General features: G+C 53.8%; 21 protein-coding genes and 1 tRNA gene. 13 read left to right on the top strand and 9 right to left on the bottom strand.

Annotation, left to right across the window (positions count from 1 at the left end):
* Positions 1–228: 228 nt before the first annotated feature.
* Positions 229–305, bottom strand: a tRNA-Met gene (locus ACS603_RS22260).
* Between the two features lie 209 nt (positions 306–514).
* Here ACS603_RS22260 and mltA point away from each other — a divergent pair.
* Both mltA and tcdA read left to right on the top strand, forming a co-directional pair.
* On the top strand, positions 515–1,612 hold the full coding sequence (gene mltA / locus ACS603_RS22265) for a murein transglycosylase A (protein ID WP_182062280.1): 1,098 nt from the start codon (positions 515–517) through the stop codon (positions 1,610–1,612).
* Between the two features lie 76 nt (positions 1,613–1,688).
* The gene (gene tcdA, locus ACS603_RS22270) at positions 1,689–2,495 is read left to right on the top strand and encodes a tRNA cyclic N6-threonylcarbamoyladenosine(37) synthase TcdA (protein WP_315686652.1); all 807 of its coding nucleotides are present in this window, start codon (positions 1,689–1,691) and stop codon (positions 2,493–2,495) included.
* Here tcdA and csdE read toward each other — a convergent pair.
* Both csdE and csdA read right to left on the bottom strand, forming a co-directional pair.
* Positions 2,486–2,932 (bottom strand): cysteine desulfurase sulfur acceptor subunit CsdE, encoded by a 447-nt coding sequence (csdE, locus tag ACS603_RS22275; RefSeq protein ID WP_182062278.1) that lies wholly within the window; start codon positions 2,930–2,932, stop codon positions 2,486–2,488. The genes tcdA and csdE overlap by 10 nt on opposite strands.
* Positions 2,932–4,137 carry a cysteine desulfurase CsdA gene (csdA, locus tag ACS603_RS22280; RefSeq protein ID WP_474944937.1) on the bottom strand — a complete coding sequence of 402 codons (1,206 nt, stop codon included), beginning with the start codon at positions 4,135–4,137 and terminating at the stop codon, positions 2,932–2,934. Before csdA ends, csdE begins: the two co-directional genes overlap by 1 nt.
* 440 nt (positions 4,138–4,577) lie before the next feature.
* Here csdA and gcvA point away from each other — a divergent pair, with 440 nt between their 5' ends.
* Genes gcvA through rlmM form a run of 3 tightly spaced genes read left to right on the top strand, consistent with a single transcriptional unit; the run spans position 4,578 to position 7,024 of the window.
* Entirely contained in the window at positions 4,578–5,495 is a 918-nt protein-coding gene (gene gcvA, locus ACS603_RS22285; RefSeq protein ID WP_182062276.1) for a glycine cleavage system transcriptional regulator GcvA, read from the top strand.
* A gap of 40 nt (positions 5,496–5,535) precedes the next feature.
* On the top strand, positions 5,536–5,931 hold the full coding sequence (locus ACS603_RS22290) for a DUF423 domain-containing protein (RefSeq protein WP_003862756.1): 396 nt from the start codon (positions 5,536–5,538) through the stop codon (positions 5,929–5,931).
* The gene (gene rlmM, locus ACS603_RS22295; RefSeq protein WP_182062275.1) at positions 5,924–7,024 is read left to right on the top strand and encodes a 23S rRNA (cytidine(2498)-2'-O)-methyltransferase RlmM; all 1,101 of its coding nucleotides are present in this window, start codon (positions 5,924–5,926) and stop codon (positions 7,022–7,024) included. The genes ACS603_RS22290 and rlmM overlap by 8 nt, the downstream gene beginning before the upstream one ends.
* 39 nt (positions 7,025–7,063) lie before the next feature.
* On the opposite strand, the gene xni is transcribed toward rlmM, so the two are convergent.
* The 5 genes from xni to queF form a co-directional block, all read right to left on the bottom strand.
* Complete coding sequence (gene xni, locus ACS603_RS22300) at positions 7,064–7,822, bottom strand: flap endonuclease Xni (protein ID WP_474944938.1); 759 nt, start codon at positions 7,820–7,822, stop codon at positions 7,064–7,066.
* Between the two features lie 112 nt (positions 7,823–7,934).
* Positions 7,935–9,302, bottom strand: a complete 1,368-nt coding sequence (locus tag ACS603_RS22305; protein WP_474944939.1) for an L-serine ammonia-lyase — start codon at positions 9,300–9,302, stop codon at positions 7,935–7,937.
* Positions 9,303–9,366: 64 nt separating this feature from the next.
* The gene (locus ACS603_RS22310; protein ID WP_182062272.1) at positions 9,367–10,662 is read right to left on the bottom strand and encodes an HAAAP family serine/threonine permease; all 1,296 of its coding nucleotides are present in this window, start codon (positions 10,660–10,662) and stop codon (positions 9,367–9,369) included.
* A gap of 516 nt (positions 10,663–11,178) precedes the next feature.
* Positions 11,179–12,543: a nucleotide 5'-monophosphate nucleosidase PpnN gene (gene ppnN / locus ACS603_RS22315; RefSeq protein ID WP_182062271.1), complete on the bottom strand. Its 1,365-nt coding sequence runs from the start codon at positions 12,541–12,543 to the stop codon at positions 11,179–11,181.
* A gap of 116 nt (positions 12,544–12,659) precedes the next feature.
* Positions 12,660–13,502 (bottom strand): NADPH-dependent 7-cyano-7-deazaguanine reductase QueF, encoded by an 843-nt coding sequence (gene queF / locus ACS603_RS22320; protein ID WP_474944940.1) that lies wholly within the window; start codon positions 13,500–13,502, stop codon positions 12,660–12,662.
* Between the two features lie 69 nt (positions 13,503–13,571).
* Here queF and syd point away from each other — a divergent pair, with 69 nt between their 5' ends.
* The 8 genes from syd (at position 13,572) to ACS603_RS22360 (ending at position 21,913) form a co-directional block, all read left to right on the top strand.
* Positions 13,572–14,117, top strand: coding sequence for a SecY-interacting protein (gene syd / locus ACS603_RS22325; protein WP_182062269.1), 546 nt, complete (start codon positions 13,572–13,574; stop codon positions 14,115–14,117).
* Between the two features lie 619 nt (positions 14,118–14,736).
* Positions 14,737–15,066, top strand: a complete 330-nt coding sequence (locus tag ACS603_RS22330; RefSeq protein WP_182062268.1) for a YqcC family protein — start codon at positions 14,737–14,739, stop codon at positions 15,064–15,066.
* Positions 15,063–15,842 carry a tRNA pseudouridine(65) synthase TruC gene (gene truC, locus ACS603_RS22335; protein WP_182062267.1) on the top strand — a complete coding sequence of 260 codons (780 nt, stop codon included), beginning with the start codon at positions 15,063–15,065 and terminating at the stop codon, positions 15,840–15,842. The genes ACS603_RS22330 and truC overlap by 4 nt, the downstream gene beginning before the upstream one ends.
* A 21-nt stretch (positions 15,843–15,863) precedes the next feature.
* Positions 15,864–16,313, top strand: coding sequence for a flavodoxin (locus ACS603_RS22340; protein WP_474944941.1), 450 nt, complete (start codon positions 15,864–15,866; stop codon positions 16,311–16,313).
* A gap of 324 nt (positions 16,314–16,637) precedes the next feature.
* Entirely contained in the window at positions 16,638–17,993 is a 1,356-nt protein-coding gene (gudP, locus tag ACS603_RS22345) for a galactarate/glucarate/glycerate transporter GudP (protein ID WP_182062265.1), read from the top strand.
* Entirely contained in the window at positions 17,993–19,336 is a 1,344-nt protein-coding gene (locus tag ACS603_RS22350; RefSeq protein ID WP_474944942.1) for an enolase C-terminal domain-like protein, read from the top strand. The genes gudP and ACS603_RS22350 overlap by 1 nt, the downstream gene beginning before the upstream one ends.
* Positions 19,337–19,348: 12 nt before the next feature.
* Positions 19,349–20,686, top strand: coding sequence for a glucarate dehydratase (gene gudD / locus ACS603_RS22355; protein ID WP_182062263.1), 1,338 nt, complete (start codon positions 19,349–19,351; stop codon positions 20,684–20,686).
* A gap of 87 nt (positions 20,687–20,773) precedes the next feature.
* Complete coding sequence (locus ACS603_RS22360; protein WP_182062262.1) at positions 20,774–21,913, top strand: glycerate kinase; 1,140 nt, start codon at positions 20,774–20,776, stop codon at positions 21,911–21,913.
* 52 nt (positions 21,914–21,965) lie between these two features.
* On the opposite strand, the gene barA is transcribed toward ACS603_RS22360, so the two are convergent.
* The gene (gene barA, locus ACS603_RS22365; protein ID WP_182062261.1) at positions 21,966–24,725 is read right to left on the bottom strand and encodes a two-component sensor histidine kinase BarA; all 2,760 of its coding nucleotides are present in this window, start codon (positions 24,723–24,725) and stop codon (positions 21,966–21,968) included.
* Positions 24,726–24,780 lie beyond the last annotated feature (55 nt).

The raw sequence follows: 24,780 nt of genomic DNA on the forward strand, positions 1-24,780 counted from the left end.
AACCGACGACCTTCGGGTTATGAGCCCGACGAGCTACCAGGCTGCTCCACCCCGCGTCCGTCTTTTTGCTTCGTATTTCAAATCACATCTGCGTTGGCTTTCCTCGTTCACCTCAGTCACTTACTGGAGTAAGCTTCTAAGGATTCACTGCGTCGCCGCCTTGCTGTGATTCAAACTACTTAACAAAAATCTCTTCTATTCATAGAAGATACTTCATCAAATTTTAATTGGTTGCGGGGGCCGGATTTGAACCGACGACCTTCGGGTTATGAGCCCGACGAGCTACCAGGCTGCTCCACCCCGCGTCCGTGGATGCGCACTATACGCGGATAGCTTTGTGATGCAACCCCTTTTTTACATAATTGATGTAATTAGTATGTAAATTGAACGACATCGCATCCTGTGGACTATTTTTTGCGCAAAATTTGCCAAAGGGCATGTGATTGCATTTCATTAGCCCTGGTGGTTTGTTATCTTCATCACGCGGATAAGGGCAACTTAAAGACGAGATATAATGAAAGGACGTTGGGCGAAGTATCTAATGACAGGCGCAATGGTAGCTATTCTTGCGGCCTGCTCTTCCAAACCGACCGATCGCGGTCAACAGTATAAAGACGGGAAATTGTCCCAGCCTTTCTCTTTAGTTAACCAACCCGATGCCGTAGGCGCACCGATTAACGCCGGGGATTTCTCCGAGCAGGTCTATCAGATCCGCAGTGCGTCACCGCGTCTGTATGGCTCACAGAATAACGTTTACAGTGCAGTACAGGACTGGCTGCGTGCGGGCGGCGACACGCGCAATATGCGCCAGTTTGGTATTGATGCCTGGCAGATGGAAGGTGCAGATAACTACGGCAACGTCCAGTTTACCGGCTACTACACGCCTGTCATCCAGGCGCGACACACCCGTCAGGGCGAATTCCAGTACCCTATCTACCGGATGCCACCAAAACGTGGGCGTTTACCGTCCCGTGCAGAGATTTACTCGGGTGGCTTAAGTGATAGCTATGTGCTGGCCTACAGTAACTCCCTGATGGACAACTTCATCATGGACGTGCAGGGCAGTGGTTATATCGATTTTGGTGATGGTTCTCCGCTTAACTTCTTCAGCTACTCCGGTAAAAACGGACATGCCTACCGCAGTATCGGCAAAGTGCTTATCGATCGTGGTGAAGTGAAGAAAGAAGATATGTCGATGCAGGCTATCCGCGAGTGGGGCGAAAAACACAGCGAGGCCGAAGTGCGCGAGCTGCTGGAGCAAAACCCATCCTTCGTCTTCTTCAAACCGCAGAACTATGCCCCGGTGAAAGGGGCAAGTGCCGTACCGTTGATTGGCCGTGCTTCTGTGGCATCTGATCGTTCAATTATTCCGGCGGGTACCACACTGCTGGCGGAAGTGCCTCTGTTGGATAACAACGGGAAATTTAGCGGCCAGTATGAATTACGCCTGATGGTTGCCCTGGATGTCGGTGGCGCTATCAAGGGCCAGCATTTCGATATTTATCAGGGGATTGGCCCGGATGCTGGTCATCGTGCTGGCTGGTATAACCACTACGGGCGTGTCTGGGTGCTGAAAGCGGCAGCACCGGGCGGCAACGTATTCAGCGGCTGATTATGGTATTCTGATCGGAATACGGATTACTGTTCAGGGTGAGGGATAACCTCACCCTTTTTACATCTGAGGTTTTATGTCTGTGGTAATCAGCGATGCGTGGCGCCAGCGTTTTGGCGGTACGGCACGTTTATATGGCGAAAAAGCCCTGCAACTGTTTGCAGATGCGCACGTGTGCGTAGTGGGGATCGGTGGTGTCGGCTCCTGGGCGGCAGAAGCGCTGGCCAGAACCGGTATTGGTGCCATCACATTGATTGATATGGATGATGTCTGTGTCACCAACACCAACAGACAAATCCACGCTCTGCGGGATAACGTAGGTCTTGCCAAATCTGAGGTGATGGCCGAGCGTATTCGTCTGATCAACCCTGAGTGCCAGGTCACGGTGATTGATGATTTCGTGACGGCAGATAACGTTGCTGAGTACATGAGCAAAGGCTATAGCTACGTGATTGATGCCATCGACAGCGTGCGTCCAAAGGCGGCGTTGATTGCTTACTGCCGTCGCTACAAGGTTCCGCTGGTGACAACCGGTGGCGCGGGTGGGCAAATCGACCCGACGCAGATCCAGGTGGCTGATCTGGCGAAAACGATTCAGGATCCTCTGGCGGCGAAACTGCGCGAGAGATTAAAAAGCGACTTTAACGTCGTGAAAAACAGCAAAGGTAAGCTGGGTGTGGACTGCGTATTTTCGACAGAAGCGCTGGTTTACCCACAGGCTGACGGGTCTGTTTGTGCCATGAAAAGCACAGCGGAAGGGCCAAAACGGATGGATTGCGCTTCCGGTTTTGGCGCGGCCACCATGGTGACCGCGTCCTTTGGCTTTATCGCGGTGTCGCACGCGCTGAAGAAAATGATGGCAAAGGCGGAACGTCAGGCCTGAGCCTGTCGCGCCGCGTCCTGCACCGCTTCGCTAAGCGCGGTCAACCCCTGACTGCGCGAGGCGCTAAGCTGCGCACGCAGGCCCAGCTCATCAAACAGCGTTAAGGGTGAATGGGCCAGCAGTTGCGCGGCGCTTTTGCCTTCGACGGCGGTCAGCAGTACCGCCAGCAGGCCACGAACGATACGGCCTTCGCTGTCACCAAAGAAATGCAGCGTTTCGCCGGTAGCGCTAAACCCCAGCCAGACGCGATTTTCACACCCGGCAATCTCTTTTGCCTGTGCCCGAAGCGCGTCTGAAAGAGCAGGTAACTGCTTACCCAACATAATCAGCTGACGGTATTTATCTTCCCACTGGGTAAGTGGGGCGAAGGTCTGTTTTAGCGTCTCTTCTGTGATGACGGTACCAAACGGGTGTCCGGCTAAAGCGGGGCTAGTCATTAATCCACCAGTAATTCAAGGGCGCGGTCGACGGCTGCAACCAGCGCTTCGACATCGCTTTTTGTATTGTACGGAGCAAAAGAGGCACGCAGCGTACCGCTGACGCCCAGTGCGGCCAGTAACGGTTGTGCGCAATGCTGTCCGGCGCGTAAGGCAATGCCATATTCGGCAAGAAGTGTCACCATATCGCTGTGATGAACACCTTCAAAATCAAAGGCTAACAGACTTGAATCCTGAACGCGAAACGACCGGAATCCCGGGCGCTTTTTGAGTTCTTCTTCCGCAAGGGTTGCCAGTCCGCGGCTCCAGCTTTCAGCCTGGACGATGTCCGTTTCGCCAAGCCACTCCAGCGCCGCGCTTAGCCCAATAACCCCCGCCACATTGGGGGTGCCAGCTTCCAGTCGGTAAGGAATGTCCTGAGTTTTAAAGCCATCGAACGTGACTTCGGTAATCATTTTGCCGCCGCCAAGCCACGGTGTCATCTGCGCCAGCAGCTCAGGTTTGCCATACAGGGCGCCAATGCCGGTCGGCCCGTAGAGTTTGTGCCCTGAAAATGCATAGAAATCGATATCGAGTTTTTGTACGTCTGCCGGAAAGTGCACAACACCCTGCGCACCATCAACCATGACCACCATGCCGCTGGCATGGGCGGTGGTAATGGCACGCGCTAAATCCGGGCAGCCACCGGTGACATTAGACATCTGCCCCAGCGCCAGGATCCGGCTGCGGGCGGTGATAAGCTCGGGCAAACGAGCCACATCGGGCAGATTATCGGCACCCAGCGGCAGCCTGATGACACGTGCCCCGGTTTGCCCGGCAACCATCAACCAGGGAACCAGGTTGGCATGGTGTTCAGCTTCACTGACGATAATCTCGTCGCCGGGTTGCAGGAGCGGTCTGGCGTAACACTGGGCAACCATGTTTATGGCTTCTGTGGTTCCGCGCGTCCAGACGATATTTTTACTGCTTTCGGCATTCAGCAGGCGCGCTACCTGATCGCGGGCGGCTTCATAGCGCGCGGTTAAGCGTTGTGCTTCGGCAAACTGACTGCGGTGGACGTTACCGGCACTCAGGCTATAGAACTGCTCTGTTGCCTCGATAACCGCCAGTGGTTTGAGCGCGGTTGCAGCACTATCAAGGTAAACACCGGCATCGGCCAGCGCCGGAAACTGTTCGCGAAAATGTGCGGGACTGAAAGCGTTCATGGAATTCCTCATTTCTGTCCTTAGATCGTCGCGCAAATTTGGCGGCAGGGCAAGGTCGTTAAAGGAAACGCAGGGGGGAGAAACTTGGGAGGTAAAAAATGGACAAAAAAAAGCACCGCAAATCGGCGGTGCTACATTAATCACTATGGACAGACAGGGTAAATGTACAGGAAGTGAAAAATTGGTAGCGTTGCTACCGTGGTCTGAATCGCAGACCAATTGCAAACACAACAACACAACATCACAACCGTAAGCCAAAAGCCTTTTAGAACACGCATTCCAAAAAAAGCTTTTCGTTCCGGCTCAGGAAGTGCCGCCACTATAGGTATTTGCTGGTAGTTCCTCAACGGACAAATTATAATGTCTCAGATAAAAAAAACTAATAGGTTAAACGTTGTTTCCTATATGTTAAATCTTGTTAACATCTAAGCCAGATAACCATGTCGAAGCGATTACCACCCCTTAATGCATTACGTGTTTTTGATGCAGCAGCACGTCATCTGAGTTTCACCCGCGCAGCAGATGAGCTTTTTGTGACACAGGCCGCAGTAAGTCACCAAATCAAGTCTCTGGAGGATTTCCTGGGGCTTAAGTTGTTTCGTCGTCGCAACCGTTCGTTGCTTCTGACGGAAGAGGGGCAGAGCTATTTTCAGGATATTAAAGAGATTTTCTCCCAGCTCACCGAGGCCACGCGCAAGCTACAGGCACGCAGCGCTAAAGGCGCGCTAACCGTAAGCTTATTGCCCAGTTTTGCGATTCAATGGCTGGTGCCCAGACTCTCAAGCTTTAACTCAGCTTATCCGGGAATTGATGTCCGAATCCAGGCTGTAGACCGTCAGGAAGAGAAACTGGCGGATGATGTCGATGTGGCGATTTTTTATGGCCGTGGCAACTGGCCGGGTTTACGCGTCGAGAAATTATACGCAGAATATCTGCTTCCGGTCTGTTCCCCGATTTTACTTACCGGCGATAAAGCATTGAAAACGCCATCAGATTTGGCGCTACACACCCTTTTACACGATGCTTCTCGTCGGGACTGGCAAACTTATACCCGCCAGCTAGGTCTTAATCATATAAACGTGCAGCAAGGCCCCATTTTTAGCCACAGTGCGATGGTGTTACAGGCTGCGATTCACGGGCAGGGTGTGGCATTGGCAAACAACGTCATGTCTCAGTCCGAAATTGAGGCAGGCCGTCTGGTGTGCCCTTTTAATGATGTTCTGGTCAGCAAGAATGCGTTTTATCTGGTTTGCCATGACAGCCAGGCAGAACTGGGTAAAATAGCCGCCTTCCGGCAGTGGATCCTGGCGAAAGCGGCGAGCGAGCAAGAAAAATTCCGCTTCAGATATGAACAATAACTTTTTGTGTGCAGGGCACGCATAACTTTAGGACCGAAACATGACCAGCCGATTCATGCTGATTTTTGCCGCGGTGAGTGGCTTTATTTTTGTCGCACTGGGCGCCTTTGGTGCGCATGTGTTAAGCAAATCCCTGGGGGTTGTGGAAATGGGCTGGATCCAGACCGGCCTCGAATATCAGGCGTTCCACACGCTGGCTATCTTCGGACTGGCCGTGGCGATGCAGCGTCGTATTAGTATCTGGTTTTACTGGAGCAGCGTCTTCCTGGCGCTGGGTACGGTGCTGTTCAGTGGCAGCCTGTATTGCCTGGCGCTCTCGCATTTGCGCCTGTGGGCGTTTGTTACACCTGTCGGCGGCGTAAGCTTCCTGGCCGGTTGGGTATTAATGTTTATCGGAGCTATCCGTCTGAAACGCAAGGGCGTTGTTCATGAATAAGGTTGTTTTATATTGTCGCCCGGGGTTTGAGAAAGAGTGCGCCGCGGAAATTACTGATAAGGCTGCACGCCGCGAAGTGTTCGGTTTTGCTCGCGTTAAAGAGAACGCGGGCTACGTGGTGTTTGAATGTTATCAGCCTGAGGATGCCGATAAGCTGGCACGTGAGTTGCCGTTCAGTTCGCTTATTTTTGCACGTCAGATGTTTGTTGCGGGAGAACTGCTGAAAGATCTTCCGCCTGAAGACCGCATTACACCTGTTGTGGGCATGTTGCAGGGCGTAGTCGAGAAGGGCGGCGACCTGCGCGTTGAGGTGGCAGACACTAACGAAAGCAAAGAGCTGATGAAGTTCTGCCGCAAGTTCACCGTTCCGCTGCGCGCTGCACTTCGCGAGGCCGGGATCCTGACAAACTACGAGACGCCGAAACGCCCGGTGGTGCATATCTTCTTTATTGCACCGGGCTGTTGTTATACGGGGTATTCCTACACCAATAATAACTCGCCGTTCTTTATGGGCATCCCGCGCCTGAGGTTCCCGTCCGACGCCCCAAGCCGTTCGACGCTGAAACTGGAAGAGGCGTTTCACGTCTTTATTCCAGCGGATGAGTGGGACGAACGTCTGGCAAACGGGATGTACGCCGTCGATCTCGGTGCGTGCCCGGGTGGCTGGACCTATCAGCTGGTGAAACGCAACATGTGGGTTTCTTCTGTCGATAATGGCCCTATGGCGCAAAGCCTGATGGATACCGGGCAGGTGACCTGGCTGCGCGAAGACGGTTTCCGTTATCGTCCAACCCGTAACAACATCTCCTGGATGGTGTGCGATATGGTAGAGAAGCCAGCGAAAGTTGCTGCGCTGATGGCATCCTGGCTGGTGAACGGCTGGTGTCGTGAAACGATTTTTAACCTCAAATTGCCGATGAAAAAGCGCTATGAGGAAGTTTCTCAGAACCTGGCGTACATTCAGGAGCAGATGGATGAACACGGTATTAACGTGGTCATCCAGGCGCGTCAGCTTTATCACGACCGCGAAGAGGTGACGGTGCACATTCGTCGCTGGTGGGCGGCTGTGGGCGGGCGTCGCGACGAGCGATAGTCCCCTCATCCTAACCCTCTCCCCATTGGGGAGAGGGTATTAACTGCGCTCTAACCGCAGTTGCTGCAAATTCCCGTCCAGCTGCAAATCCGTCTGTAATGTCGCCACATCCCGGCAAATAAATGCCATCTCTTTATGCGCTTCCAGCTTCTTACGCCATTTTTCTGGTACGTCTTCCAGTCGGGCATAAATCCCCTCCAGACTCTGAAAATCATTCAGGAGTTGAGCGGCACTCTTTGGCCCGATACCGGCAACACCGGGCACCTTCGAGCTGCTGATCCCCGCCAGGCCCCAGTAATCAGGAAGTTGTTCAGGCGAGACGCCAAACTCGCTGGTGATAAACGGTGCATCAAGCCAGCGCTTTTGAAAGTAATCACGAATGCGGATCGTGGGGGAGAGCAACTGACAGTAGCCTTTGTCAGTTGAGACAATTGTCGCCTGATGTCCGGCGCTTGCGACCTTTACCGCAAGCGTTGCCGCCAGGTCGTCTGCTTCACAGCCCTCAGCGCCCCAGCAAGGGACGCCACGCTGTTCAAAGGCGGCGCGGATTGCGGGCATTTCGGCGTGCAGATCGTCCGGCATCGGCGCACGCCCGGCTTTGTAGTCGGGCAGTCGTTGGTGGCGCCAGCCCGTATTTCGGGCTTCGTCGTCAAATACCGCAACCACATGGGTTGGCTCACTGTGGCGGATAAGCTGCTCCATAGCGTGCAGACAGGTGTCTTTACAGGGGGTGCCCTGCACCGCATGGATACGGCGAATCAGGTTAAGTGCGTCGACGATAAGCAAATGAACAGCCACAGATAATCTCCCTTAAATCTACTGAGTAAAGGGTAACACTGTCGGCAGGATGAAACGAATAGTGCGGGGGAAAACAGGAAGAAGCCTCGCAAAACGAGGCTTCTTAAGCGGTTTAATCGCAGGTCACGATCTTCATCGCCAGGCCACCGCGAGAGGTTTCACGGTATTTGGCGTTCATATCTTTACCTGTCTCGTACATGGTTTCGATAACTTTATCGAGACACACGCGCGGCTCGCTGGTACGACGCAGCGCCATTCGTGCCGCATTGACTGCCTTAACAGAAGCAATCGCGTTACGCTCGATGCACGGCACCTGAACTTGCCCGGCGACAGGATCACAGGTCAGACCCAGGTTGTGCTCCATGCCGATTTCGGCGGCGATGCACACCTGAGTCGGGCTCGCGCCCAGTAGTTCAGCCAGGCCCGCAGCCGCCATTGAACAGGCCACACCGACTTCACCCTGACAGCCCACTTCCGCACCGGAAATAGAGGCGTTCATCTTATAGAGCGAGCCGATGGCACTGGCAACCAGCATGTAGCGCGCCAGAGAGTTGGCGTTTACTTCACGGATAAATTTGTCGTAGTAGGCCAGTACGGCTGGAACAATACCGCACGCACCGTTAGTCGGTGCCGTGACCACGCGGCCACCTGCGGCGTTCTCTTCGTTTACCGCCAGCGCGAACATGTTGATCCAGTCGACAACGGCCATTGGGTCAGTGGTGGTTTTGTCGGTGCTGACCAGCATCCGGCGCAGTGCTGCCGCACGGCGCGGTACACGCAGTTTGCCTGGCAGAACGCCTTCGGTGGTGATCCCGCGCTCGATACCGCCGCGCATCACTTCCCAGACGTTCGCGAAGTGTTGCTCCAGCTCTTCTTTGCTGTGCAGCGCCAGTTCGTTTTTCATCATCAGGCCAGAGAGCGACAGACCTGTCTCCTGGCAGTGGCGCTGTAAATCTGCTGCATTTTTGTATGGATACGGCACTTCAACAGCAGAATTGTTGGTCTGGCCAAAATGGTCTTCGTCGACGATGAAACCGCCGCCGATGGAGTAATAGGTCTGGCTATAGACGGCGTTATCGCTGGCCAGTGCGGTAATTCGCATCCCGTTTTCGTGCCGGGAGAGATTGTCGGCATGGAAGTTCATGCACCGATCAACCGGGAATTCCACTTCGTGCTCGCCGTTCGCCAGCAGCAAACGACCGTGAGTATTTACGTCCTGGATGAAACCAGGGATCGCGTCAATATCAACGGTATCCGGCAGGTTTCCCGCCAGACCCATGATGATGGCGATATCGGTATGGTGGCCTTTACCCGTCAGGGAAAGGGAACCGTATACATCGACAACCACGCGGGTTACGTCGTGCAAAATGCCGCGTGCAATCAAGTCATCCGTGAATTGTTTACCGGCTTTCATTGGTCCGACGGTGTGAGAGCTGGAAGGACCAATACCGATTTTGAAGATATCGAATACGCTAATCATGATGCGTCCATTGCTATCAGTCAGGAGGGAGGAGTGCGCCGCCCGAAGGCGGCGCGGGAGATAATCAGAACATGGTGTACAGGGAATAGAAGATCGCAGAGATAGCGATAAGTCCCATGATGACAACGAAGATGTTGCTGACCTGGCCGCTGTACTTACGCATAGCAGGTACTTTCTGAATTGCATACATCGGCATCAGGAACAGAATCATCGCGATAACCGGGCCACCCAGGGTTTCAATCATGCCCAGAATGCTTGGGTTCAGCGTGGCAACAGCCCAGGTGCTCAGCAGCATGAACAGAGCAGTCATTTTGTTCAGTTTGTTGATTTCAATGCTCTTGCCTTTACCGCGCAGAGATTTAATCACCATGCCGTTGAAACCTTCACGTGCGCCCAGATAGTGGCCCAGGAAGGATTTGGTGATAGCGATAATCGCGATGATTGGCGCCATCCAGGCGATAACCGGTGCGTTAAAGTGGTTAGCCAGGTAAGACAGGATCGTAATGTTCTGCTCTTTCGCTGCCGCCAGGTCGGCTGGAGACAGGCTCAGTACGCAGCTAAATACGAAGAACATCACGGTCAGAACCATCATTACGTGAGCGCGAGCCAGGATGCTGGAGCATTTCTTCTCTGCACCATTGCCGTACTCTTCACGCTTCGCCACGGCGAAGGAGGAGATGATTGGCGAGTGGTTGAACGAGAACACCATCACAGGGATGGCCAGCCACAGGGTCATTAGCAGGCCGTTGCCGGTCGCGGATGCACTGCTCAGTGACAGGGTTTCCAGAGCCGCACCGTTCCACTGTGGGATCAGGTAGCAGGCCAGCACCATCAGGGCAATCACAAACGGGAACACCAGAATGCTCATCGCTTTAACAATCATCTGCTCACCGAAACGCACGATGGTCATCATGCCAACGATCAGAATCAGCGACAGAATGGCACGCGGTGGCGGCGTCAGGTGCAACTGGTGCGTCATGAAGCTTTCAACGGTGTTGGTGATTGCCACGCTATACACCAGCAGAATTGGGTAAATCGCGAAGAAGTAGAGCAGGGTAATCAGTTTGCCTGCGCCAATACCGAAGTGCTCTTCAACCACTTCAGTGATGTCTTCACCCGGATTTTTACCGGACAGCACAAAACGGGTCAGACCGCGGTGTGCGAAGAAGGTCATCGGGAAAGCGATGATGGCCATGATGATAAGCGGGATCAGACCGCCGACACCTGCGTTGATAGGAAGGAACAGTACACCAGCGCCGATTGCTGTGCCGTAAAGGCCAAGCATCCACATGGTATCCGTTTTGCGCCAACCACTTCGGGATTCAATCGAAGCAACGGTGCTGGTTTGAGTGGTTTCCATCTGTATCTCCTGGAGGAAGCGAATTGTCAGGTTTTTAGTCAAATCCGATGAAAAAGTGCCTGACGGTAATATGAAATTCGTTCAGTGACGGTTTTTTAATAATTTTTGCCCGTAACTATTGGCGGGCGGAAAGATACATTCTAGTTATGAATCTATCAGTGATCCTGATCCCAAATGCAATAATCCACTTTTGATATGGATATCTTTAGACCATTTATCTGTTAAAAAAACATCAAAGAGAATTTACGGGCGCGAAGGCTACCATTAACAACATGCAGCCTGAAAGACTGACCAGTGAGTTAGGAGTCTTACGCTGTAAAGAAGAGGCTTTTTAGTGTTTTCTGACGAGTAATTTTGATTAAGGCTGATAATTTACGGTCTGAAAATCGAGGTAATCGTTTGCGTGAAGTTAGATTATGTAAATCACATAAGAGATAAGTATGAGTTGTAACGGTAATAAAAAAAGCCGGATAGCGCTTCAGCACTATCCGGCTTGATGGACGTCACTTGCGGGAGTTACGTGCAAATCTCGTAGCAAGGAATGTAGGCTGAACCCGGCAGCTTCATGCGGTGTTGAGCGACAAAGCCCTGTAGCATGTCATCCATGCGGCGCATCATCTCGGGGTCACCGTGTATCTTATAAGGGCCAAACTCTTCGATAGCGCGGATCCCCATCTCTTTGACGTTACCCGCAACGATACCGGAGAAGGCGCGTCGTAAATCGGCCGCCAGAACTTCAACCGGCTGATCCGGGTACAGTTTCAGGTTGGCCATATTCTCGTGAGAAGGTTCGAACGGGATTTGCAGCTCCGGCGCAATACGGATTGACCAGTTGAAGCTGTAAGCATCACCGGTATCGCGACGGTTCTCTTTGACCAGCGGCATGGCTTTCTTCATCTGACGCGCTACTTCCGCCGCATCATCAATGATAATGCGATAGTGACGGCGCGCAGATTCACCGAGCGTATGTACGATAAACTCATCCAGAACGCGGAAGTAGTCAGCGCTCTCTTTTGGCCCGGTCAGGATCAACGGCAATACCTGATCTTTGTTGGCCGGGTTCATCAGAATCCCCAGCAGATAAAGCAGCTCTTCCGCCGTACCCACACCACCAGGGAAGATGATTATCCCGTGGGCGATACGGACAAACGCCTCAAGACGTTTTTCGATATCCGGCATGATAATCAGCTCATTGACCAGCGGGTTCGGTGGCTCGGCCGCAATGATGGACGGCTCGGTCATCCCGATAAAGCGCCCCTCTTTATAGCGTTGTTGCGCATGGCCGACTGCCGCCCCCTTCATTGGCGCTTCCATGGCACCCGGGCCGCAACCGGTACAGATGTTCAGCTCACGCAGGCCGAGCTGGTTCCCCACCCGACGGGCGTAGAGGTATTCGGTTTCGTTAATCGAGTGACCGCCCCAGCAAACGACCATATTCGGTGCTTCACCCACGTGCAGGGCACGGGCGTTACGCAGGATAGAGAAGACCAGGTTAGTGATGTGAACAGAGCTTTCCAGGTCGAGATGCTGGAAACGGCCCGCGTTGTGGATTTGCCCGTTAACAAACAGGATATCGCGCAACACCGCGAACAGGTTTGCCTGGAGTGAGCGAATAATTCGCCCGTCGACAAAGGCCTCTTCCGGTGGATTGATGACTTCAAGTTTTACACCGCGCTCACGGCGCAGCACGTTGATATCAAAGCTTTCGAAACGGGACAGCAGTTCTTTACTGTTGTCTGTCAGGCTTCCGGAGTTCAGTACGGCAAGAGAACAATTACGAAACAGTTGATAAAGATCGCTACTGGCCGTGCGTTTAAGCATGTCCACTTCCAGCTGCGACAACATATCCATTGAGCCAAGTGGGCTAATATGTGTAATCAAGTGAGCTCCTTACGGGACGATTATCGTCTTTCCCTGTTGATTACAATAGCCCTGGCTTATGAGGTTTCACAACAGTTTGGGCGGAATACCGCCCGCATATTGTGAAAATATTTATATTACTGACGCACCAGACGACCGGTCGCAGGCACAAAATCGGTATTGGTGCGCCACGGGTTAATGTCCAGGCCGCCACGGCGGGTATAGCGGGCATAAACGCTCAGCTTCTCGGGCTGACAGAAACGCTGAATGTCATTGAAGATGCGTTCTACGCACTGCTCGTGGAATTCGTTGTGATGGCGGAATGACACCAGGTAGCGCAGCAGCTTTTCCCGGTCGATCTTCGGCCCGCGATACTGGATCTGCACCGATCCCCAGTCTGGCTGATGGGTTATCAGGCAGTTGGATTTCAGCAGATGGCTGACCAGCGTCTCTTCCACGACTTTGCCACCGGCTGCGTTTTCCAGGTAGTCGGTGCTGAACTCATAGTTATCAATCTCAATATCCTGTTCGTCGATACAGGTTCCATTGAAGTGGGCAACAGGCTGGCCTTCCAGCTCATGCAGACGATACAACGATACTGTGACGTCGCCTTTCGCGCAGGCACGTAAATCGCGCTCCAGGGTGTGCAGCACATCTTCCCAGCTGTCGAATCGGGTCTGGTTAAAGCTGTTGAGGTACAGCTTGAAGCTTTTGGACTCCACCAGATTAAGGCTGGCGTAATCCAGCTCCACATGGCCTACGGCCACCTGTGGCAGGCCGCGCGCATTCAGCCAGGAGAGTTCGTACAGTGTCCAGATATCACCACCCACAAATGGCAGTGCATCGGCGTGCAGTCCAAGCGGATCGCGGTTCAAACTGCGCGGCACACCCTGCAACAGGGTTGCATCGTAGGTGTCGCGGTAATCGGTCGATTTCCCCAGCGTTAAGCCCGTTAACGCCTGATGATTTTCGTAAGACATGTTTCATTGCCACTTTGCAGGTACACTTAAGGGCTGAGTTTATCCTGTCTTACGAGAAGAGAGAAATCGGTGGATATCGAAACTGCAAATGCCCTGACCACATTTACAACTCGCTACTGCGAAGCATGGCAAGAAGCGAAAGGGACGTGGCCGCAAAGCGCTGACTTATATGGCATTCCTTCACCATGCGTCATCTCGACTCTGGACGATTGCGTTATCTGGCAACCGAAGCCGTTCACCGGGGAACCCAATGTAAATGCGGTTGAACGCGCAATGGACCTTGTGATACAACCTGCGCTTCATGCGTTTTATACCCTGCAATTCGCTGGGGATATGAATGCCCGCTTTGCCGGCTTACCGCTGACACTGTTACAGACGTGGAGCGAAGATGATTTGCAACGTGTTCAGGAGAACCTGATTGGTCATCTGGTCACGCAAAAGCGCCTTAAACTTTCTCCGACCCTTTTTATAGCCACGCTCGACAGTGAACTGGACGTTATCTCCGTCTGCAATCTGTCTGGTGAAGTGATTAAAGAGACTCTCGGCACCCGCAATCGCGACGTTCTCGCCCCTTCACTTGCGGATTTCCTTACCCGGCTTGAGCCTCTCCTGTAATCCATCATGCTATAGCGCGTGTGAGAGATCTCTTACAAGGTTTGTGAGAGATCGGCGCGTCGTTAAGTTAAATCCCATCCACCTTTTGCTATTAACTTCATTATTTTCAATTGGATAGTGAATTTGTTGTGTTGAGATGAGTCTTACAGCGCTTACAGAGTGGGTTGTAAGACGAAGCGGAATAGCGGATTCTATCTCTGTCGACAGGACGCCGACACGAGAAACGAACATCAGGATGATGGCGTTTCTCACGCAGGACACGTCAGGATGGCGCTTCAGGAAGGCTTCAGGATGAAGCAAAAGGATCACGCAGGACGCGTAAAGGACACCTCCAGGAAGGAGAATGAGAACCGGCCAGGATGGGCGGTGGGTCAGGAATACCAGGACGTTTCAGGATGAAACATTCACGTCAGGATGATGTGAGAAGGATGCAAAGGTTTACGGATGACCAGGCCTTCGGGCTTCAGGAAAAGTTGTCACGGATGAGCAGGGAGCACGAATTGTAGCTGGAATGCTGCGAAACGAACCGGGAGCACTGTTTATACAGTGCTCCCTTTTTTTATTTCCCCCTTCGGCAGTGTTATGCTTCGCGCCATTGTGTTTTTCGGTCGAGGTTTTCATGACGCGTCACGACAACGTGCGTGCCCAACTGCACGCCATCGAAGCAGTATTACGTCAGCATCAGCTCTGGCAGGCGGTATCTCCGCAGCCGGAAGCATTCTCTAGTACACAGCCTTTCTGCCTGGATACGCTTGAACCTTTTGAGTGGCTGCAATGGGTCCTTATCCCGCGTATGCACGCGTTGCTGGACGGGGGGCATCCGCTCCCTCAGGCTTTTGCCGTGTCGCCGTATTATGAAATGGCGCTGGATGCCGCACATCCGGCGCGCGAAATACTCCTGATTGAGCTGGAACGTCTGGATACGCTGTTTGCAGGTGATGATGAATGACGCTTGAAATCCTGTACCAGGATGAATGGCTGGTGGCGGTTAATAAACCTTCAGGCTGGCTGGTTCACCGTAGCTGGCTCGATCGCGACGAAAAAGTGGTGGTGATGCAGACCGTGCGTGATCAGATTGGTCAACATGTGTTTACCGCGCATCGCCTGGACAGGCCGACATCCGGCGTATTGCTGATGGGGCTTTCCAGCGAGGCAGGGCGCCTGCTGTCACAGCAGTTTGAGCAGCATCAGATCCAGAAACGTTACCATGCGATTGTACGTGGCTGGCTGACAGATGCCGCCCGGCTGGATTATCCGCTGGTGGAAGAACTGGATAAAATTGCCGATAAATTTGCCCGCGATGACAAAGGTCCGCAACCTGCGGTGACGGATTATCGCGGCATGGCGACCACGGAAATGCCAGTGGCCACCAGCAAGTTTCCGACCACGCGATACAGCCTGGTTGAGCTTTTGCCCAAAACCGGGCGCAAACACCAGTTGCGTCGCCATCTTGCGCATCTGCGCCATCCGATTATCGGCGACAGTAAGCACGGTGATTTGCGCCAGAACCGCAGCGCGGCCGAACATTTTGGCTGCCATCGTCTGATGCTGCACGCAAGCGAACTGAGCCTTACGCACCCGTTTACCGGCAAACCGCTGACAATACATGCGGGGCTGGACGACGTCTGGATGCAGGCATTGTCACAGTTTGGCTGGATGGGGCAACTCCCCGAAAATGAAAGGGTTGAGTTTGTTTCAGGCAGCGTTCAGGATGAACAGCAATAGCAAAAATTAACGGAGCAACACATGGCTGAAGTCGGCATTTTTGTTGGCACGATGTACGGTAATTCACTGCTGGTGGCGGAAGAAGCCGAAGCGATCCTCACAAACCAGGGCCATAAGGCCACCGTGTATGAAGACCCGGGGCTGGACGACTGGAAAAAGTACCAGGACAAATACATCCTGGTGGTGACCTCGACCACCGGACAGGGCGATCTGCCGGACAGTATCGTACCGCTTTTCCAGGGAATTAAAGACCAGCTTGGCTATCAGCCTGACGTTCACTACGGCATCATTGCCCTGGGGGACAGCTCCTATGCCAATTTCTGTGGCGGTGGCAAGCAGTTCGATGCCCTGTTGCAGGAACAAAGCGCTCAGCGCGTGGGTGAAATGCTGCTGATTGATGCCGGTGAACATCCTGAACCGGAAAGCGAATCAAACCCGTGGGTTGAACACTGGGCGACACTGCTAAAATAGTTTTGTAGTTTGTAGGCCGGGTCAGGCGAAGCCGCCACCCGGCGAGACCTACCTCTCAAAATCCTCATTTCCGTGAAGTACCTTCCAGTGGTTTGGGCTTATGCCACAAACAACCTCTTACCATGCCGTCAATGTTGTGTTCATGCACGGTGAGGTAACGCATCACTCCTTCATATACTTTCCCCGTCAGTTACTAAAAGGCAGGGCTTCACTATAAAACAGCGTTAAGCCGTACCAAAACTGCTAAACACTAACCTCATTCTGATTACCCTACAGGTACTGTACAGAATGAACCGGCGAAAGCCAGGATTCAGGAGTGCAACTATGAGTACATTAAGCCAGGCTGCCAGCAGCGCTGAGAAGCGCACTAATGCTCGCTACTGGATTGTGGTGATGTTGTTTATCGTCACGTCCTTTAACTATGGTGACCGCGCCACGCTGTCGATTGCCGGGTCGGAAATGGCAAAAGATATCGGGCTTGATCCGGTTGGCATGGGTTACGTTTTCTCTGCATTTTCATGGGCCTATGTTATAGGTCAGATCCCGGGCGGCTGGTTGCTTGATCGCTTTGGCTCCAAACGTGTCTATTTCTGGTCCATCTTTATCTGGTCGATGTTTACCCTGTTGCAGGGTTTCGTCGATATCTTCAGCGGCTTTGGCATTATCGTTGCGCTCTTCACCCTGCGGTTCCTGGTAGGGTTAGCAGAAGCACCTTCCTTCCCCGGTAACAGCCGTATAGTGGCGGCCTGGTTCCCGGCGCAGGAGAGGGGAACGGCGGTGGCAATTTTTAACTCCGCACAGTACTTCGCCACGGTTATTTTCGCCCCGATTATGGGCTGGTTGACGCAGGAGGTGGGCTGGTCGCACGTCTTCTTCTTTATGGGTGGGCTTGGGATCATCATCAGTATCATCTGGATGAAAGTGATCCATGAACCAAACCAGCATCCTGGCGTGAACAAGAAAGAGCTGGAGTACATTGCCGAAGGCGGTGCGCTGATCAACATGGATCAGCAGAAAACTAAAACAAAAGTGCCGTTCAGCCAGAAGTGGGGGCAGATCAAACAGCTGGTCGGCTCTCGCATGATGATCGGCATCTATCTGGGCCAGTACTGTATCAACGCCTTAACGTACTTCTTCATCACCTGGTTCCCGGTTTATCTGGTGCAGGCTCGTGGGATGACCATCCTCAAAGCGGGTTTTGTTGCCTCAATTCCGGCGGTCTGTGGATTTGTGGGGGGCGTGCTGGGGGGCGTGATTTCTGACTGGCTGATGCGTCGTACCGGCTCTCTGAATATCGCCCGTAAAACGCCAATCGTACTCGGCATGTTGCTCTCGATGACTATGGTGTTCTGTAACTACGTGAGTGCGGAATGGATGATTATCGGCTTTATGGCGATGGCGTTCTTTGGTAAAGGCATCGGTGCGCTGGGCTGGGCGGTGATGGCAGATACTGCGCCAAAAGAGATCAGCGGCCTGAGTGGTGGTCTGTTCAACATGTTCGGCAACATTTCCGGCATTGTCACCCCAATCGCTATTGGTTACATCGTCGGTACCACTGGCTCCTTTAACGGTGCGCTGATTTACGTGGGTGTCCATGCGCTGGTCGCTGTACTGAGCTACCTGGTGCTGGTGGGTGATATCAAACGTATCGAACTGAAACCTGCTGCGGAGCGTGGGTGATGACAACGCAATCAAGCCCAATCGTCACTGAAATGAAGGTCATCCCGGTGGCCGGGCAAGACAGTATGCTGCTCAACATCGGCGGCGCGCATAATGCCTGGTTTACCCGCAACATTGTGGTGCTAACCGACAGTGCCGGTAATACAGGTGTAGGTGAAGCGCCGGGTGGTGAGGTGATTTACCAGACGCTGGTCGATGCGATCCCACAGGTTGTAGGCCAGGAAGTGGCCCGTCTGAACAAAGTGGTTCAACAAGTACATAAGGGCAACCAGTCTGCTGATTTTGATACCTTCGGCAAGGGTGCCTGGACGTTTGAACTGCGTGTGAATGCGGTTGCCGCACTGGAAGCCGCGCTTCTGGACCTGCTGGGCAAGGCACTGAATGTCCCGGTGTGTGAACTATTAGGGCCAGGCAAGCAGCGCGATGCGGTAACGGTTCTGGGTTATCTGTTTTATGTCGGCGACAGAAACAAAACGGACCTGCCTTATCTGGCGTCTTCGCCGGGCAACCATGAGTGGTATCACCTGCGCCATCAGGAAGCGCTTTCCAGTGAGGCGGTGGTTCGCCTGGCTGAAGCGGCGCAGGATCGCTACGGGTTTAAAGATTTCAAACTGAAAGGTGGCGTGTTGCCGGGCGAGCAAGAGATTGAAAGCGCTCGTGCCCTGAAAAAGCGCTTCCCGGATGCTCGTATCACCGTTGATCCGAACGGCGCGTGGCTGCTCGATGAAGCTATCGCCTTGTGCAAAGGCCTGGGTGACGTGCTGACCTACGCGGAAGATCCGTGCGGCGCTGAACAGGGTTTCTCCGGCCGTGAAGTGATGGCGGAATTCCGTCGTGCTACCGGGTTGCCGGTGGCGACCAACATGATTGCGACCAACTGGCGCGAAATGGGTCATGCGGTCATGCTGAATTCAGTTGATATTCCGCTGGCCGATCCGCATTTCTGGACGCTCTCAGGCGCGGTGCGGGTTGCGCAGCTTTGCGATGACTGGGGCCTGACATGGGGTTGCCACTCTAACAACCATTTCGATATTTCGCTGGCGATGTTTACCCATGTGGGTGCAGCGGCTCCGGGCAACCCGACCGCTATTGATACCCACTGGATCTGGCAGGAGGGCGAAGCCCGTCTGACGAAAAACCCGCTGGAAATCAAAAACGGCAAAATCGCTGTACCCGATGCGCCAGGGTTGGGTGTGGAGCTTGACTGGGATCAGATCCACAAAGCACATGAGGCGTATAAAAAACTGCCGGGTGGTGCGCGTAATGACGCAGGCCCAATGCAATACCTTATCCCTGGCTGGACATTTGACCGCAAACGCCCTGTTTTTGGACGTCACAAATAAAAGGATTGAACGATGAGCACATTTTCTACCCCTGTAGTTACCTCCATGCAGATCATTCCGGTTGCGGGTTATGACAGCATGTTGATGAACCTGAGTGGCGCACATGCCCCATTCTTTACCCGTAATATCGTGATTATTAAAGACAACTCCGGCCACACCGGGGTGGGCGAAATTCCAGGCGGTGAGAAGATCCGTAAGACGCTGGAAGATGCAATCCCTCTGGTCGTGGGCAAAACCCTTGGTGAGTATAAAAACGTCCTGAATGCGGTGCGTAGCACCTTCGCCGATCGGGATGCTGGTGGGCGTGGTCTGCAAACCTTCGATCTGCGCACCACCATTCACGTTGTCACGGGTATCGAAGCTGCGATGCTGGATCTGCTTGGTCAGCATCTTGGCGTGAACGTAGCGTCGCTGCTGGGTGAGGGGCAACAGCGTAGCGAAGTAGAAATGCTCGGCTATCTGTTCTTTGTCGGTAACCGTAAGCTGACGCCACTGCCGTACCAGAGCCAGCCGGATGAAAAATGCGACTGGTATCGCATCCGCCATGATGAAGCGATGACCCCGGATGCGGTTGTGCGTCTGGCAGAAGCCGCTTACGAAAAATATGGCTTCAACGATTTCAAACTGAAAGGCGGCGTACTGGCGGGCGAGGAAGAGGCAGAAGCCATTTCTGCCCTGGCGAAACGCTTCCCACAGGCGCGTGTAACGCTGGATCCAAACGGCGCATGGTCGCTCGATGAAGCCATCAACATTGGCAAACAGCTGAAAGGCGTGCTGGCCTATGCAGAAGACCCATGCGGCGCTGAGCAAGGCTTCTCCGGCCGTGAAGTGATGGCGGAATTCCGCCGCGCCACCGGCTTGCCAACGGCAACCAACATGATTGCGACCGACTGGCGTCAGATGGGGCATACGCTCTCTCTGCAATCTGTCGATATTCCGCTGGCTGACCCGCACTTCTGGACGATGCAGGGCTCTGTGCGCGTCGCGCAGATGTGTCATGAGTTTGGCCTGACCTGGGGCTCACACTCCAATAACCACTTCGACGTGTCGCTGGCGATGTTTACCCATGTCGCCGCCGCCGCGCCGGGCAACATTACCGCTATCGATACCCACTGGATCTGGCAGGAAGGCAACCAGCGTCTGACCAAACAGCCGTTCGAAATCAAAGGCGGTATGGTGCAGGTGCCTTCAACGCCAGGTCTGGGCGTTGAGCTGGATATGGATCAAGTGATGAAGGCGCATGAGCTATACCAGAAGCATGGCCTGGGCGCGCGCGATGACGCAATCTCAATGCAGTATCTGATCCCGAACTGGACCTTCAACAACAAACGCCCTTGCATGGTGCGTTAAGCGTATTGCCGGTTCCTGCGGGAATCGGCATTTTCGACGACCTGGCGGGTGTATGCTTAACGTAGTTAACATGCGTAAGGATGGCTTATGAAAATAGTTATCGCACCGGACTCGTATAAGGAAAGTTTGAGTGCTCTTGAGGTTGCGACAGCGATAGAACAGGGTTTTCGCGAGATCTTCCCGTCGGCACAGTACGTCAAACTGCCGGTTGCAGATGGCGGTGAAGGCACCGTAGAGGCGATGGTTGCTGCCACCCGCGGGCGAATTGTTCACGTCCCCGTCACTGGCCCGTTGGGTGAACGCGTGGAAGGGTTCTATGGGTTATCCGGAGACGAACAAAGCGCATTTATCGAAATGGCGGCGGCAAGCGGCCTGGAGCTGGTCGCACCCTCTCAACGCAATCCATTAAAAACAACCTCCTGGGGAACCGGTGAACTCATCCGTCATGCGCTGGATGTGGGGGTTAAGCATATCATTATTGGTATTGGCGGCAGTGCAACCAATGACGGCGGTGCTGGCATGGTGCAGGCGCTGGGTGCCAGATTGCTTGATGCCGAGGGCCACGCCATTGGTCCTGGCGGCAGCGAGCTTGAGCGGCTGGCGAAAATAGACAGAAGCAGCCTGGACAGACGCCTTGCCGACTGCCGGATAGAAGTCGCCTGCGACGTCACGAATCCGTTAACGGGTGAAGAGGGCGCATCAGCGGTGTTTGGGCCACAGAAAGGCGCCACACCAGAGATGATCCTGATGCTGGATAACGCGCTTGCCCATTACGCGAAAGTGATCGCCCGGGATCTGGATATTGATGTCTTAAATCTGGCAGGCGGCGGTGCAGCTGGTGGCATGGGGGCTGCGTTGTACGCGTTTTGCGGCGCACAGCTGCGTCAGGGTATCGAGATTGTGACCGACGCGTTGCACCTTGATGAGCAGGTTGCTGATGCGGATCTGGTTATCACTGGTGAAGGGCGTATCGATAGCCAGACTATTCACGGCAAAGTTCCCGTTGGCGTGGCGAAGGTCGCTAAACGCTTTAACAAACCGGTTATCGGGATTGCGGGAAGCCTGACTGCGGATGTGGGGGTGGTTCATGAGCACGGCATCGACGCGGTGTTTAGCGTGATTTATACCATCTGCTCGCTGGAAGATGCGCTGGAAAATGCGGGTGAGAACGTCCGCCTGGCAGCAAGAAATATTGCGGCGGTACTGAAAGTGGGGCAGGGATTTTAACTGTGAGTGCACCTGTAGGCCCGGTAAGCGGTAGCGCCACCGGGCTTTTACGTTAGTTCCCCAGCATCTTCCTTGCTTCCCGCGTCACGTTATCCATCTCATCCAGCAGTTCCAGGAACTCAGGTTCAAGCTCTGATTCCGGTGTTCCGGCGCGCAGCTGTTGTTCCACCAGCTGACACAGGTTTTTCAGCCGCGGTACGCCACTGTAACCACAGCTGCCGTGGAGTTTGTGGATAGCTTCCAGCAGTTCTTCGGGATGTTCACCCACCAGTTGTTCTTCGATTTTGTTGCGAATTTCCGGCAAAAACGCCACCAGCATTTGCAGCATTTCGCGCGCCAAATCGGGTTTGCCCGCCGCCTGGCGTAGCGCCAGTTGCCAGTCGAACGTGGCGTTCTGATTGATCGTGCTCTCAACGGTTTCTGTGGATGGCGAGTAAGTTCCGCCTATACGACCCGGTTTATAGCGCAGCAGCAGGTTGTGAAGCTTCTCTTCATCGATAGGTTTTGCCAGATAATCATTCATTCCGGCGCTCAGTAATTTTTCTTTCTGGCCCGCCATCGCGTGCGCCGTGACGGCAATCACCGGGGTCTGCTGCTGGTGCGGAAGCTGGCGAATCAATTCACAGGCGCGAATACCGTCCATGCCCGGCATCTGAATATCCATCAGGATCAGATCGAACTGCATTTGTTTGGCCTGTTCGACCGCCTGGGCACCGCTGGTACAGAGTTCAACATGCTGAACCTGATCCCCCAGCAATACACCGATGAGCTTCAGGTTCGCTGGGTTATCGTCCACCGCCATGACGCTCATCGGCAGCTTCTGTTCATCATTAACCAGCGGCAGAGCGTGCTGGCTCAGGCGGCAGTATTCCGTCAACGCTGGCAGGAGTCGCGTGGCGGTGAGCGGTTTAAGCAGGCAGGCGGCCGCGCCGTCGTTTTTCAGCTCTTCGGCATTAATCTGGGCGTGGCACGGTAGCGCCAGCAGCAGGTAATCGGTCATCGACGCGGCTTTCGCCAGGCGCTCCTGCTGCATGGTCAGCTCGCCGGTAAAGGTGACCGGAATACCCATCAGCAGGATATCGTAATGCCCCACCGCCAGGGCGGAGAAGGTCGGGCTGTAGATTATCTCCAGCGGCGTAGAACTTAAAACGTCCAGCGTGCTCTGGGCCGCTGCGGCGTTAGGCTCAACATAGGCCAGACGCATCCCTTTCAGGCAGTCTGTGACCGGGCCATCCGTGAGGACGTTTGGATTGAGGTCCAGATTAATATGGAACCAGAAGGTCGAACCGCGGTTTGGCTGGCTATGGAAGGAGATATCCCCGCCCATCTCTTTCACCAGTTTTTGCGTAATAACCAGCCCAAGCCCCGTGCCGCCATGACGGCGGGAAATGCTGGCATCCGCCTGGCGGAAGGCCTGGAACAGGCGCGACTGGTCACGCTCCGGGATACCAATGCCCGTATCGCGGATCTGAACTTCAACCTGAACCTTATTGTTACTGATTGCGCGTTTTTCCACCAGAATATCGATGTTACCGCTTTCGGTGAATTTAATGGCGTTACCCACCAGGTTCGTGATCACCTGCTGCAAGCGCAGGGGATCGCCAATCACGTTATCCGGTACGTCATTCTTAATGTTGAGCGTTAACTCAAGACCCTTATCATGTGAGGAGTGGGCAAGAAGCGTTACCACTTCGTCCAGTGTGCTGCGCAGCGGGAAAGGAATGCTCTCCAGAATCAGTTTGCCTGCTTCCAGCTTGGAGAAGTCCAGCACGTCGTTAATGATCGCCAGCAGGTTGTTGGCAGAGCGCTCAATGGTGTGCAGGTGATCGCGTTGGGTCGGGTTCAGCTCGCTTTTCAGCGTCAGGCGGGTGAAGCCGATAACACCATTCAGCGGCGTACGCAGCTCGTGCGACATGTTCGCCAGGAACTCAGACTTGATACGCGCCGCTTCCTGAGCGCGTTTTTTCGCCAGATCCAACTCGACGTTCTGAATTTCCATCTGCTCCAGCGTTTCGCGCAGGTCGGAGGTCGCCTGGTCAACGTTATGCTGCATCTCTTCGTGATAGGCTGCCAGCGACATCGCCATCGAGTTGATGCCGTTTTTCAGCATATCTAACTCGCCCAGCATAAAACCTTCCACACGGCTGTCGAGCTGCCCGCGACGAATGCGATCGACGGTATTCACCATATTGCGGATAGGCCCGGTGACGTCGCGCATCAGGCGCCAGCCAAATATCAGCGCAATCCCGATACAGAACAGCATCATCACGCCAGAAATGAAGATTTCTTTGTACTGCTGTAGACGCACCGACTTGAGATCCAGCTCCAGCGCCACATATCCCAGCATATTGCTGCTGGATTTAGCGTCAGACATGGCGGATTCATCAGGCGAATAACTTTCAGAAATGATAGGCGTGCGCAGGATCATGATATCGCCGCGGCGCAATACGCTGAGATGGCGTGGGAACGGCGAGCCGTCCGGGATTTTCAGCTCGGCCGGATCGAGGTGAAAATTAGAGGTGACGAACAAACGGTTATTTTCATCGTAGACCGATATCGCACGCACAATCTCGGAATGACGCCGGTGGAGCACGCTGATGAGCTGACCAATGGACTCACGGTTTTGCAGGTTCATGCCGTATTCACTGGACACCGCCAGCGGCTCGATAATGCTGGCACCGGCATCTTCCAGTTGTCTCTGCAAATCGTTATAGCGGTGCACCACAAAGAAGATACTCAGCAGCAAACCGATAAGAACGGTGGGGGCAAGGATCAAAATCATCATGCGCGCACGCAGGCTGTAGTTGGTCATGGAGTTCCGTTATGGGACAATTAAGCTAATTATGTTTATTTGAGAAAAATCTCGG

The sequence above is a fragment of the Enterobacter sp. Li2LvB3 genome (genome assembly GCF_056156645.1).

Excerpts from the sequence above, each read along its gene's own strand:
- queF (WP_474944940.1), bottom strand. The coding sequence starts at position 13,502 with ATGTCTTACGAAAATCATCAGGCGTTAACGGGCTTAACGCTGGGGAAA.
- ACS603_RS22290 (WP_003862756.1), top strand. The coding sequence starts at position 5,536 with ATGACCAGCCGATTCATGCTGATTTTTGCCGCGGTGAGTGGCTTTATT.
- ACS603_RS22360 (WP_182062262.1), top strand. The coding sequence starts at position 20,774 with ATGAAAATAGTTATCGCACCGGACTCGTATAAGGAAAGTTTGAGTGCT.
- ACS603_RS22340 (WP_474944941.1), top strand. The coding sequence starts at position 15,864 with ATGGCTGAAGTCGGCATTTTTGTTGGCACGATGTACGGTAATTCACTG.
- mltA (WP_182062280.1), top strand. The coding sequence starts at position 515 with ATGAAAGGACGTTGGGCGAAGTATCTAATGACAGGCGCAATGGTAGCT.
- rlmM (WP_182062275.1), top strand. The coding sequence starts at position 5,924 with ATGAATAAGGTTGTTTTATATTGTCGCCCGGGGTTTGAGAAAGAGTGC.
- ACS603_RS22310 (WP_182062272.1), bottom strand. The coding sequence starts at position 10,662 with ATGGAAACCACTCAAACCAGCACCGTTGCTTCGATTGAATCCCGAAGT.
- ACS603_RS22350 (WP_474944942.1), top strand. The coding sequence starts at position 17,993 with ATGACAACGCAATCAAGCCCAATCGTCACTGAAATGAAGGTCATCCCG.
- ACS603_RS22305 (WP_474944939.1), bottom strand. The coding sequence starts at position 9,302 with ATGATTAGCGTATTCGATATCTTCAAAATCGGTATTGGTCCTTCCAGC.
- tcdA (WP_315686652.1), top strand. The coding sequence starts at position 1,689 with ATGTCTGTGGTAATCAGCGATGCGTGGCGCCAGCGTTTTGGCGGTACG.
- gcvA (WP_182062276.1), top strand. The coding sequence starts at position 4,578 with ATGTCGAAGCGATTACCACCCCTTAATGCATTACGTGTTTTTGATGCA.
- csdE (WP_182062278.1), bottom strand. The coding sequence starts at position 2,932 with ATGACTAGCCCCGCTTTAGCCGGACACCCGTTTGGTACCGTCATCACA.
- csdA (WP_474944937.1), bottom strand. The coding sequence starts at position 4,137 with ATGAACGCTTTCAGTCCCGCACATTTTCGCGAACAGTTTCCGGCGCTG.
- barA (WP_182062261.1), bottom strand. The coding sequence starts at position 24,725 with ATGACCAACTACAGCCTGCGTGCGCGCATGATGATTTTGATCCTTGCC.
- truC (WP_182062267.1), top strand. The coding sequence starts at position 15,063 with ATGACGCTTGAAATCCTGTACCAGGATGAATGGCTGGTGGCGGTTAAT.
- gudD (WP_182062263.1), top strand. The coding sequence starts at position 19,349 with ATGAGCACATTTTCTACCCCTGTAGTTACCTCCATGCAGATCATTCCG.
- gudP (WP_182062265.1), top strand. The coding sequence starts at position 16,638 with ATGAGTACATTAAGCCAGGCTGCCAGCAGCGCTGAGAAGCGCACTAAT.
- ACS603_RS22330 (WP_182062268.1), top strand. The coding sequence starts at position 14,737 with ATGACGCGTCACGACAACGTGCGTGCCCAACTGCACGCCATCGAAGCA.